The sequence below is a fragment of the Chroococcidiopsis sp. CCALA 051 genome (genome assembly GCF_003015105.1).
Taxonomy (GTDB): Bacteria; Cyanobacteriota; Cyanobacteriia; order Cyanobacteriales; family Chroococcidiopsidaceae; genus Chroococcidiopsis; species Chroococcidiopsis thermalis.
This window is the reverse complement of record NZ_PYCI01000188.1, coordinates 1-10,927: the sequence shown is the minus strand read 5'-3', so window position 1 is coordinate 10,927 and position 10,927 is coordinate 1. Positions and strand designations below refer to the sequence as shown.

General features: G+C 46.8%; 11 protein-coding genes. 4 read left to right on the top strand and 7 right to left on the bottom strand.

Annotated features, from left to right (window positions below; translation table 11 throughout):
- The coding region (gene nrdR, locus C7Y66_RS28315) for a transcriptional regulator NrdR (protein ID WP_106548120.1) at positions 1 to 497 on the top strand (497 nt) is incomplete at its 5' end.
- A gap of 246 nt (positions 498 to 743) precedes the next feature.
- The gene (locus C7Y66_RS28310; RefSeq protein ID WP_015157350.1) at positions 744 to 1,814 is read left to right on the top strand and encodes a 30S ribosomal protein S1; all 1,071 of its coding nucleotides are present in this window, start codon (positions 744 to 746) and stop codon (positions 1,812 to 1,814) included.
- A gap of 209 nt (positions 1,815 to 2,023) precedes the next feature.
- Here C7Y66_RS28310 and C7Y66_RS28305 read toward each other — a convergent pair whose 3' ends face one another.
- Positions 2,024 to 2,566 carry a GNAT family N-acetyltransferase gene (locus tag C7Y66_RS28305; protein ID WP_106548119.1) on the bottom strand — a complete coding sequence of 181 codons (543 nt, stop codon included), beginning with the start codon at positions 2,564 to 2,566 and terminating at the stop codon, positions 2,024 to 2,026.
- Positions 2,567 to 2,696: 130 nt separating this feature from the next.
- Between C7Y66_RS28305 and C7Y66_RS28300 the strand changes: the two genes are divergently transcribed.
- Both C7Y66_RS28300 and C7Y66_RS28295 read left to right on the top strand, forming a co-directional pair.
- Positions 2,697 to 3,434, top strand: coding sequence for an HAD family hydrolase (locus C7Y66_RS28300; protein ID WP_015157348.1), 738 nt, complete (start codon positions 2,697 to 2,699; stop codon positions 3,432 to 3,434).
- A gap of 158 nt (positions 3,435 to 3,592) precedes the next feature.
- On the top strand, positions 3,593 to 4,495 hold the full coding sequence (locus C7Y66_RS28295) for a class II fructose-bisphosphate aldolase (protein WP_106548118.1): 903 nt from the start codon (positions 3,593 to 3,595) through the stop codon (positions 4,493 to 4,495).
- Positions 4,496 to 4,504: 9 nt separating this feature from the next.
- Here C7Y66_RS28295 and C7Y66_RS28290 read toward each other — a convergent pair whose 3' ends face one another.
- The 6 genes from C7Y66_RS28290 to C7Y66_RS28265 all read right to left on the bottom strand — a co-directional run bounded on the left by C7Y66_RS28290 (position 4,505) and on the right by C7Y66_RS28265 (position 10,828).
- Positions 4,505 to 4,777 (bottom strand): hypothetical protein, encoded by a 273-nt coding sequence (locus C7Y66_RS28290; RefSeq protein WP_106548117.1) that lies wholly within the window; start codon positions 4,775 to 4,777, stop codon positions 4,505 to 4,507.
- Between the two features lie 250 nt (positions 4,778 to 5,027).
- Positions 5,028 to 5,348: a hypothetical protein gene (locus tag C7Y66_RS28285; RefSeq protein WP_106548116.1), complete on the bottom strand. Its 321-nt coding sequence runs from the start codon at positions 5,346 to 5,348 to the stop codon at positions 5,028 to 5,030.
- Positions 5,349 to 5,466: 118 nt separating this feature from the next.
- Positions 5,467 to 7,047, bottom strand: coding sequence for an NAD(P)H-quinone oxidoreductase subunit 4 (locus C7Y66_RS28280; protein WP_106548115.1), 1,581 nt, complete (start codon positions 7,045 to 7,047; stop codon positions 5,467 to 5,469).
- 161 nt (positions 7,048 to 7,208) lie between these two features.
- Positions 7,209 to 9,275, bottom strand: a complete 2,067-nt coding sequence (locus C7Y66_RS28275; protein WP_106548114.1) for an NAD(P)H-quinone oxidoreductase subunit 5 — start codon at positions 9,273 to 9,275, stop codon at positions 7,209 to 7,211.
- Positions 9,276 to 9,598: 323 nt separating this feature from the next.
- Positions 9,599 to 9,961 (bottom strand): co-chaperone YbbN, encoded by a 363-nt coding sequence (locus tag C7Y66_RS28270; RefSeq protein ID WP_015157343.1) that lies wholly within the window; start codon positions 9,959 to 9,961, stop codon positions 9,599 to 9,601.
- Positions 9,962 to 10,114: 153 nt separating this feature from the next.
- Positions 10,115 to 10,828 carry an NnrU family protein gene (locus tag C7Y66_RS28265; RefSeq protein WP_106548113.1) on the bottom strand — a complete coding sequence of 238 codons (714 nt, stop codon included), beginning with the start codon at positions 10,826 to 10,828 and terminating at the stop codon, positions 10,115 to 10,117.
- Positions 10,829 to 10,927 lie beyond the last annotated feature (99 nt).

The window sequence follows — 10,927 nt, the reverse complement described above, 5'->3', positions numbered from 1 at the left end:
TTTTAGAATCGCGTTCTGCGCAAGCGGGACAGAGTATCCGTAGGCGACGGGAATGTTTGCGTTGTCATCGCCGCTTTACAACTTACGAACGGATTGAATTTGTTCCAATTACCGTTCTGAAACAGAATGGCGATCGCCAGTTATTCGATCGCTCTAAAGTTTTACGAGGAATTGTCCGCGCTTGCGAGAAAACGGGAATTTCGGCTTTGCGGATGGAGGCGATCGTCGATGAAATTGAAGCAGAACTGCAACAACGTGTCTCGCGGGAAGTTAGCAGTTTGGAAATTGGCGAATTAGTCCTCAAACACCTGCGATGCGAGAGTGAAGTTGCCTACGTGCGTTTTGCTTCTGTTTATCGCCAATTTCAAACTATGAAAGATTTTGTCGAAACTTTGGACGATCTATCGCGTCAGGAAACCTCAAATAATATCCCGATTGAAGGTGAATATTGCCAGTGCCATGAATCTTCAGCTCATACTGTGGCGATCGCCGATTGAGAGATTTTATCGCGATCGCCTCCATAACTCAAACTCTATCGACTCGAACTACATCTAAAGAATTTCAGTAAATTTATTCGCAAAGCTCAGTTATAATTGTGAGTCTGTACTTAAATTGCGTTTAGATTAACTTCTCCTACGTTAGGATGGAATCAGAGATGTAGGTGTAATCTGCCTACGCTCGCCTTGCATATACATCGAGAGGAGGAAAAACCTTTCGGAGACTATTCCCAGGAAACAACCAGCATGGTCAATCAGAAAACACTTACTACAGAAATAGGCTTTACTCACGAAGATTTCGCGGCTTTACTCGACAAATACGATTACCACTTCAGCCCTGGCGACATCGTAGCTGGTACGGTATTTAGCATGGAGCCACGGGGCGCTCTGATTGACATTGGTGCTAAGACCGCTGCCTACATTCCCATCCAAGAAATGTCGATAAATCGGGTGGATGCTCCAGAAGAAGTTTTGCAGCCCAACGAAACGCGGGAGTTTTTCATTCTTACCGATGAAAACGAAGACGGACAGCTAACGCTTTCGATTCGCCGCATTGAGTATATGCGAGCTTGGGAGCGCGTTAGACAGTTACAAAACGAAGATGCAACGGTGCGATCGCTCGTATTCGCTACAAACCGTGGCGGCGCACTCGTGCGAATCGAAGGTCTGCGCGGATTTATTCCTGGTTCCCACATCAGCACTCGCAAGCCTAAAGAAGAGTTGGTCAGCGAGGAGCTACCGTTAAAGTTTCTAGAAGTTGATGAAGACCGCAACCGTCTGGTACTTTCACACCGTCGCGCTTTAGTCGAGCGCAAGATGAACCGCTTGGAAGTTGGCGAAGTCGTCATCGGTACGGTACGCGGGATCAAGCCTTACGGTGCATTTATCGATATTGGTGGTGTCAGCGGTCTGCTGCACATCTCGGAAATCTCCCACGACCACATCGATACACCTCACAGCGTCTTCAACGTCAACGATGAAGTCAAAGTCATGATCATTGACTTGGATGCCGAACGGGGTCGGATTTCTCTGTCTACAAAACAGCTAGAGCCAGAACCAGGCGACATGATCAAGAACCGCGACTTGGTTTACGATAAAGCAGAAGAAATGGCTGCGAGATATCGCGAACAAATGGCAGCTAAGCAACAAGGAATCGATCTAAATGCTCCTGCTGAGGTAGAAGAACCAGTAGCAGTGGAAGAAGAGATTCCGGCGGCTACCGAAGAGCCTGTTGCTGTCGATACCGAAGAACCTGTTGCTACTGATGCTGAGGAATTGCCAGCATCTGATGAGGATTTGCCAGCAGCAGTTGAGTAAAAAAATTATGCAAATCGCATGTAGAGACGTTACATGTAATGTCTCTACACCAAGGAGGGTTAAACCCTCTTTTTTTGTGGCGATTGCTTCTGGTGGAATAATGGGTTGTAGGGGCGCGCAGCCGTGCGTCCTTACCAAATCGCCAGATCTCGGAGGGCGGGTTTAGCACTCAGATTGATTTGTAGTTAGACATGTCGATAAACCCGCCTCTACAATTGCGCGATCGCCTTACTCATGGGGACAAACTCAATCCTGACTTCATTGCCAATTGTGTAGACAACGCGATCGCTACCCGCGTACCCGTATGCTCGATACAGTTTCACTCCTGGTAAGGTTGCCATTAATTCCAGCGATCGAAAACCACTGGCTTGAGCTTCCATTTCACATCGTTGTAAAATCGCTCTGCCGATGCCTTGTCTTGCCCAGTCGGGATGGACGAAAAAAGCTCGAATTTTTGCCGCATCATAGTTGGGATCGAGATAGCCTGACTCGCGATCGCTATAGCGATCGCCGCCAAATAGCGTTTTGCGTTTACTCCAACCACCGCACCCCACCAACATTTGAGCAGCCTCGGCAACAAAGTACGTACCATCTACAATCAGATCTGTATCGACACCAAAAACCGCAGCGATCGCCGCCTCAATCTGCTCGTCAGTGTAATCTTCTCGACTCAATCCCCGTGCAGACGCAGCAATTAATCGTTCGATTTGGACACGCTCGTCTAGGCGTGCTTGTCGTAAAATGAAGTCCATTGCTAAGCAAAGTCAAAAGTCAAAAGTTAAAAGTCAAAAGTTAAAAGGCTGAAAGCTCTATTGCACTGAGGCAGAAATACCTGTTCCAGAAAATTACAGTAAATCTCAGGCAGAAGCGTAACACAACACGATGGTAACAATTCAATGTAAAGACAAGCGCTTCAGTAATATCCAAGCAATTGTCTTCGATAAAGACGGCACGTTAGAAAATTCTGAAGAGTATTTGCGCAATTTAGGACAAAAGCGATCGCGCCTGATCGATGCTCAAATTCCTGGGATTGGCGAACCCCTGCTGATGGCATTTGGGATTAATGGCGATCGCCTCGATCCGACAGGACTGTTAGCCGTAGGTAGTCGGCGCGAAACGGAAATTGCCGCAGCTGCTTATATTGCCGAGACTGGGCGCAGTTGGTTCGAGTCCTTGGCGATCGCGCGTCGTACCTTTGAGGAAGCTGACCAGTATATCGGTACTGCCCCTTCACCCTTATTTGTAGGCAGCTTAGAAGTCTTGAAATATCTCAGCGATGCTGGCATTAAACTGGGAATTCTTTCCGCTGCCTCTACAGAACGAGTCCGCGCCTTCGTCCAACGCCATCAACTGGAAGCTTACGTACAGCTACAAATGGGCGTAGATACTATAATCAGCAAACCTAACCCCGCCCTGTTTTTACAAGCCTGCTTATCCTTGGGTGTAGCACCCCACGATACCTTAATGGTAGGAGATTCTGCTGCCGATATTGAAATGGCACGCAATGCAGGGGCAGCGGGTTGTATTGGCATTTGCTGGGGCAGACCCGAAGCCGCCCATTTAGAAGCAGCCGACGTGGCAATTTCTCAACTCGATGAAATTCATGTGGTAGAAGTGTAGACTAATTAGCATCTGTACGGACGGATTTACCAAGCGATCGTAACTCCGACAAAGATGGTGGATGGAGCGCCCCCTTATGAGAGTACAGGCGGGTTTATCGGCAGAATTATTTGTTTATTACAGATGTTAGACTTTTAACTTTTGACTTTTAACTTTCTATGCTTGCTTCTACCCAAGAACTCCTTCAAACAGCACGGCAGAATATTTACGCGATCGGAGCTTTTAATATCTATAACTTGGAAGGAGTCAAAGCGGTAGTGAGTGCAGCCGAGATGCATCGTAGTGCTGCCATGTTGCAGATCCATCCGAGTGCCTTAAAGTACGGGCGATCGGCTTTAGTAGCAATGTGTTTAGAAGCCGCACGCGCTGCTACAGTCCCTATTTCCGTTCATCTCGACCACAGTACCAATGCTAATGATATTCGCCAAGCCCTCACCGCAGGTATGAACTCGATTATGGCGGATGGCTCTCATTTACCATATAGAGAAAATATGGCATTTACGCGGGAGATGACACGGTTAGCTCATACACGCGGCGCGATCGTCGAAGCTGAAATTGGTCGCATCAGCGGTACTGAAGATGGCTTAACGATCGCGGAAAAAGAAGCCAAAATGACCGATCCTGTGCAAGCAGTTGAATTCGTCCGCACAACGCAGGTAGATGCTCTAGCAGTAACGATTGGTAACGTTCACGGAGAATATAAAAATCCGCCCCGTTTGGATTTCGATCGCCTTGCCCGCATTCGCCGCTTAATTGATATTCCCCTTGTCTTGCATGGCGCTTCAGGGTTGCCAGGGTGGATGATTAGTCGTTCGATTCAATTAGGCGTGTGTAAGTTTAATGTCAATACTGAAATACGACAAGCTTACATGCGATCGCTCAAACAGGAAGTTTGCGCGGGTAATGGTAGTGACTTACTCGATATAGCAGGCGTGGCGATCGCGGCAATGCAGGAAGCGATCGCCGAAAAATTGCATCTCTTCGGCTCTGTGGGCAAGGCACACCTGCACGAAACCCCTTATGCGCGATCGCTAGCGGGATTAGAACGTTTTTCCCATTAAATATTCAAATTAAACCGCAGCAGACTTCATCGGATACATATCTTTCTGTTGTTCGGTGAGTTCGTCCCAGAGTCTATCCATTGCTGAATCCACAACCGAACCAACAACAGCCCCCACCAGCGATCCGACTACCGATCCCGCCAGAGAACCAACTAAAGAGCCAAGGAGTGCCGTACCAATCGAACCGCCAATGCCTCCTACAATTGCCCCCGCAACTGACCCAACTAACGAACCGCCAATGGAACCAACGAACGAGCAGAAAAGAGAGCCAAGTTGAAACATCTCAGTGCGCTCCTGTAGTTGTAGATTTATTCTTTTACAGTACAGGAAATTTCTCTTTTTATAATAGTATGGATCGAAATTTTAACTTTTAAAAATTCATGTTCAATGAGTGAAATTAAAGTGTAGGGTGGGCATTGCCCACCCTACTACTAACAAAATCTGGCAAGTAGCAATTTTGCCAATTAAATATATTTCAACTTAGACAATTTGCATATTGTTTCTATAGCCTAATCGTAGATTTGTAACACTACTATTCAGGTTTAGATTGACTACTTTTTCCCAGCCAACTTAAGCCAAGCTGTTTACCGTGTTCGCGGTAATAACTAACGATACAATTAATGTAAGCACCTTCTTGCGCCCACTGAGTATTATCTAAGGGCAGTTCTTGACTCCCCTCTTTGTAGAGAGCTATATGACCAATATCAATTAATCCTATATACTTATTGCTATCCTTCGGACTATCGCTAATTTCGACAAATATACCAAAGAGTTTAATTCTTCCCACTCTTGCCCAAAACTTACGACCGATAGGATATCGCTGCTTCAGCAAAAACCATTGTTCATCGTTCATTTTCATTGGTAGTATCAAGCAGAAGTAACAATCGACAGAAATAGAAAAGTTATTAAGAGCAAATAAAATACCCCTGCCGACAACGCGGCAAGGGCTGAAAAAATCTCGTACAAGCCAACTATTCGATCGCCAATTGAGGCGCTTTCAAAGATACAGCTGGCGTTGGCTTTTGTTCTGCTAATGTTGGCACTGATTCCCTTAAATGAGCTGTCAGTTGTATGGTTGTTGCATCGTACATTTGAGTCAGCATTTTCGGGTACAAACCAATACCAATAATTGGTACTAGCAGACAAGCGATAATAAATATTTCTCGCGGTTCGGCATCAATTAAAGCTTCGTGAGAAGTTAATTCTTTGTTTTCTTGCCCGTAGAAAATCTCTCGCAGCATGGAAAGGAGATAAATCGGCGTCAAGATCACACCGACTGCCATCAGAAAGACGATAATCACTTTGAAAGTGGGGTTATAAGCATCGCTAGTTGCAAAGCCTACAAATACCATCAATTCTGCAACAAAACCGCTCATTCCTGGCAGTGCCAAAGATGCCATCGAACAAGTCGTCCACATGGCGAAAATCTTCCGCATCTGTTGCCCGACACCACCCATTTCATCCAACATCAGGGTATGGGTGCGATCGTATGTTGCCCCAACGAGGAAGAATAGACTCGCGCCAATCATCCCGTGGGAAATCATTTGTAAAATCGCGCCATTCAATCCTAAATCGGTGAAGGAAGCGATCCCAATGACCACAAATCCCATGTGAGAAATTGAAGAATAAGCAATTTTGCGCTTTAAGTTCCGTTGGGCAAAAGATGTTAAAGCAGCGTAGATGATATTTACTACCCCCAGAATTACCATCGCCGGGGCAAAGAAAGCATGAGCATCGGGAAGCATCCCCGCATTCATCCGAATCAGGGCATAGCCACCCATTTTCAGCAGAATACCAGCCAGCAACATATGTACTGGGGCTGTCGCTTCACCGTGGGCATCTGGTAGCCAAGTGTGTAACGGGAAGATTGGTAATTTTACGCCGTAGGCAATTAAGAAAGCCCCATACAGCCAAAGCTGAAAGTTAAGGGGAATATCTTTAGCAGCCAGCGATCGCATGTCAAATGTTACGGTATCGCCGTAAAATGCCATCGTCAAACCAGCTACCAAAATAAAGAGCGATCCGCCAGCAGTGTACAAAATGAATTTGGTTGCAGCATACTGCCGTTTCTTACCACCCCAGATTGCCAGCAATAAATAAACTGGGATCAGTTCTAATTCCCATACCAGGAAAAACAGCAACATATCCTGCACGGCGAATACAGCAATCTGTCCGCCATACATTGCCAGCAACAAAAAGTAGAACAGGCGGGGTTTCAAAGTTACGGGCCAAGCCGCTAAAGTTGCCAGCGTCGTGATAAACCCTGTCAAAATCACCAAGGGCATCGACAAACCATCGACCCCTACCGACCAATTCAAGTCCAATTGAGGAACCCAAGCATACCTTTCCACCAATTGCAACTCTGGATTAGCCAGATCGTACTGAGTGTAAAATGCGTAAACGATAATGGCAAAATCAATTAGCCCCACTACCAGAGCATACCAGCGTCCCGTCGAGCCTTCTTTAGAAGGTGGCAGTAGCGGGATGAATAGCGAGGCAACGATTGGAAACAGAATGATTATTGTCAGCCAGGGAAAATTAGCTGTATTCATCTCTAACTAGGGAATAGGGAGTAGTGAATCAGTGACCAGTGACCAGTGACCAGTTATCAAAAGAAGGAGACAGGAGACAGAAGACAGGAGTGATTTAATCGTGAATTGTCCCTCTTATCCTCTTTCTCTAGCCTAAGCGCCCCTAGCCCCTAGCCCCTGCTTCAAGTTACGCCAAACACGATGACCATACCGAGGACTGCGGCAAACACAATCAAGGCATAGAATTGGGCGCGACCGTTTTCTAGGTATTTTAAGCCTTCACCGCTGATGAGCGTAAAGAAGCCCGTGAGGTTCACCGCACCATCGACAACGCGATAATCGACTTCCATCACTTGACGGGCAAGGCGACGGCTACCTTGGACGAACACTTTGTCGTAAATGTCGTCAAAGTACCACTTATTGAGCGATAGCTCGTAAAGCGGTCGAATTTTGGCGGCGATCGCGGCAGGATCGATCTTGCGCCACAAATACATCAACGAAGCCAAAGTAATTCCTATCAAAGAAATCCCTACCGAAGCCCCTGCCAAAGTGTAGAATTCTGTCGGCTCGAACTCGGCAGCTTTCTCCATCGCCATAGCCGCAGTTTCGCTGGGAGGATAGATAAATTCCTCAAAGTAATTAGCAAACGGCGTACCCACCAGACCAATCAGCATCGACGGGATAGCTAGGACTACCAAAGGTAGAGCCATCGTCCAAGGGGACTCATGGGGATGTTCGCTGTGTCCGTGGCTATCATGGCTGTCGTGGCTGCTAGCGGTTGCTGCCAATTCTCGCGTATCCATCGCCCCTGGTCCAAAATTAGGTACGAGGGCTGCCGATTTCAGTTCGTGGCGGATTTCCATTTCATTGCCTCGGAATTTCCCTTCAAATGTGGAGAAATACATCCGAAACATGTAGAAAGCCGTAATTCCTGCTGTCAGGTAGCCTACACCCCAAAGTAAAGGATTCGTGGCAAAAGCTGCCCCTAGAATCTCGTCTTTCGACCAAAAACCAGCAAAAGGCGGAATTCCCGAAATTGCCAAACAGCCAATTAAAAAAGTAATTGCCGTCACAGGCATATAGCGCCGCAATCCTCCCATGAGTCGCATATCCTGCGCCAAAACGGGGTCGTGACCGACAACAGCTTCCATCCCGTGGATGACTGAGCCGGAGCCAAGGAAGAGCATTGCTTTGAAGTAAGCGTGGGTCATTAAGTGGAACAATCCCGCGCCATACGCGCCTAAACCCATTGCCATCACCATATAACCCAATTGAGAGATGGTGGAATAAGCCAAGCCTTTCTTAATGTCGTTTTGAGTAATTGCGATCGTTGCCCCTAAAAATGCCGTAAACGCACCAGTATAGGCAATCACATTCATTGCTGCTGGGATGCCTTCAAACAAGGGATACATCCGAGCGATCAAAAATACCCCAGCTGCTACCATCGTCGCCGCGTGGATCAAAGCTGAGATGGGAGTGGGACCTTCCATCGCGTCCGGTAGCCAGACGTGCAAGGGAAACTGAGCTGACTTGGCAACTGGACCCAAGAAAACGAGAACGGCAAATACAACCGCCAAGAAACTGCTGATAGAACCCGATTCAACCAGAGTTTGCAACCGTTCGCCAATTTCACCAAACTCAAAGCTGTTGGTTGCCCAGTAAAGTCCTAGAATGCCCAACAATAAACCAAAGTCACCCACACGGTTGACGACAAATGCTTTTTGACAAGCATCTGCTGCTGCCTTGCGATCGTACCAGAACCCAACGAGCAAGTAGGAACACATCCCTACTAATTCCCAGAAAATATAAATCTGGACGATATTTGGGCTGACCACCAGACCGAGCATGGAAGAACCAAACAAACTCAGGTAGGAATAGAAGCGCACGTAACCTGGGTCGTGAGCCATGTAACCATCGGTATACACCATCACTAGCAAAGCTACCGTGGTCACTACCACCAACATCATGGCTGTCAGATGGTCGATCGTATATCCCATACTTAAATGGAAATTTCCGGCTGCTGCCCATTCCAGGGTTCTGGTATAGGGCGCGTGTCCTTGGATTTGACTCCAAAGAATCGCGAAAGACAGTACCGTTGCTGCTCCCATTAAAGAGATGACAAATACAGCATTGAGTTGCCGCAGGCGGTTAGTCGCCTGATTTGCCGATATTAACCCCAGACCGACCAGCATCGCCCCGACCAAGGGTAACACCGGAATCAGCCAGGCATATTGATAGATAGCTTCCATCACTTGCGCCTACTTTGAGAACTTTACTACTAACTTACTCAATGAAGCTATTAGCTTTTTTGTCATTTGTCATTTGTCATTTGTCATTTGTATGGAACTGATTACAAATAACTGATGATGAATAACCTCTGACGACTAATCGCTTACTCCAAACTGTTAACAATTGTGACACATGGCTCCGATCGTAAAATACCCCACCTGAGGGAACCTAGATGGGGAAAACTTACTATGACTTTAGCTTTACTAAGGGGTAGGAGAGTAGTTAGTGGCTAGTGACTGGTGGCTAGTTGCTAGAAAACACTAGTCCCCAGCCACTTATCTTTCTAGCTCCTAGCCCCTATTTCAAGTCGAACGGAGTTAGCGTAGTCGTACTGAATTGACTTTAGGATTTGCCGAAGTTCATCTCGACTATGTAGGCGATCTAATCGCTGTCTGACAATACCTTTCTCAATCAAAATCAGTGTGGGCAAGGTTGTGAGTCGATAAGTATTGGATAATCTAAAATTTTCATCGGCATTTACGCCCACTATCTTGACGTGCTGGCTACCATGCTTGTGAAACTCTGATAGTACAGGTTGGATTAAATGACACAACCCACACCAGGGAGCCCAAAAATTGACTAAAACTGGAACTGAAGATTCTAAAACTTCTTTTGTAAACGTCCGCTCGTTAACTGACAATATCATGTTTCCTCTAGGCGGAATTATCTGAGTTTGCTATCAACTTGGAATTATGCTACATCGATTCGGGATCAATTCAAAAGTGGGAAAGATCGATTTTGTCAGCTATTGGGGACTCGGGAATCGCGAACTTCCAAGTAGTTAATTCTGAATTCCCCACTACCAGGGAACTTTGGCTGTAGCTTGGATCAGCAGGGGATGCGATCGCCACAATAAAAAGATAAAAATGGCAACACCTATGTATGCAGGGCGGAGAAATTCTTGCCAATCTAATGTTTGCCGTCCCTGCGCGATCGCTAGAAAGGGAACGATGGAGGTGCGAAACTTAACTTTTTCAAATGCTTCTGAATAACGTTGACTCAAGCGGCGATCGCCATGCCACACTCCAAAGAGATGATGTAAGACTAAGCCAATGGAAGTGACGAGGGTAAAACTCGTTCCCAACCATAAAGTATGGGCAATACACCAAATCAACTGTCCTACCATCTGCGGATGACGGGTGATGCGAATAATTCCCGTCTCGTAGAGATGGACTTCGGGTTTTTGGACTGCGGCAATTTCCAGTAAATTAAATGTAGCGGGATAAAGAAAGAGGAAAGAAACAGCAGATAGCACCCAAACAATCTCGCGCACGCCTGGGACAGCTTGTACTTGCCAGAGTTGCGCTCCGTCGTAGCGATGGTTGAAAAAGTAAATTACTAAACCGACAGCTAAAGGTAAGCTGACGCTAGCAAATAAGACACGATAAAGCCTAGCACCAATTGCTTTTTCTGCCTGCATTCGCAGGGCGGCTAAACCGCTATGGGCGATCGCAAATCCTAGTAATAGACCCAGCATGACAAAATGGCTGGGCATTAGCCAAGTGTGATTCATTTTAGGGGAAGGGACAAGGGGGACAAGGGGGAACTCGCTCTTCCCCACGACCGAAGGGAGTGGGGATTAGGGGGCGAAGGGAGACAAGGGAGACAAGGG

Excerpts from the sequence above, each read along its gene's own strand:
- C7Y66_RS28295 (WP_106548118.1), top strand. The coding sequence starts at position 3,593 with ATGCTTGCTTCTACCCAAGAACTCCTTCAAACAGCACGGCAGAATATT.
- C7Y66_RS28310 (WP_015157350.1), top strand. The coding sequence starts at position 744 with ATGGTCAATCAGAAAACACTTACTACAGAAATAGGCTTTACTCACGAA.
- C7Y66_RS28275 (WP_106548114.1), bottom strand. The coding sequence starts at position 9,275 with ATGGAAGCTATCTATCAATATGCCTGGCTGATTCCGGTGTTACCCTTG.
- C7Y66_RS28305 (WP_106548119.1), bottom strand. The coding sequence starts at position 2,566 with ATGGACTTCATTTTACGACAAGCACGCCTAGACGAGCGTGTCCAAATC.
- C7Y66_RS28285 (WP_106548116.1), bottom strand. The coding sequence starts at position 5,348 with ATGAACGATGAACAATGGTTTTTGCTGAAGCAGCGATATCCTATCGGT.
- C7Y66_RS28280 (WP_106548115.1), bottom strand. The coding sequence starts at position 7,047 with ATGAATACAGCTAATTTTCCCTGGCTGACAATAATCATTCTGTTTCCA.
- C7Y66_RS28265 (WP_106548113.1), bottom strand. The coding sequence starts at position 10,828 with ATGAATCACACTTGGCTAATGCCCAGCCATTTTGTCATGCTGGGTCTA.
- C7Y66_RS28290 (WP_106548117.1), bottom strand. The coding sequence starts at position 4,777 with ATGTTTCAACTTGGCTCTCTTTTCTGCTCGTTCGTTGGTTCCATTGGC.
- C7Y66_RS28300 (WP_015157348.1), top strand. The coding sequence starts at position 2,697 with ATGGTAACAATTCAATGTAAAGACAAGCGCTTCAGTAATATCCAAGCA.
- C7Y66_RS28270 (WP_015157343.1), bottom strand. The coding sequence starts at position 9,961 with ATGATATTGTCAGTTAACGAGCGGACGTTTACAAAAGAAGTTTTAGAA.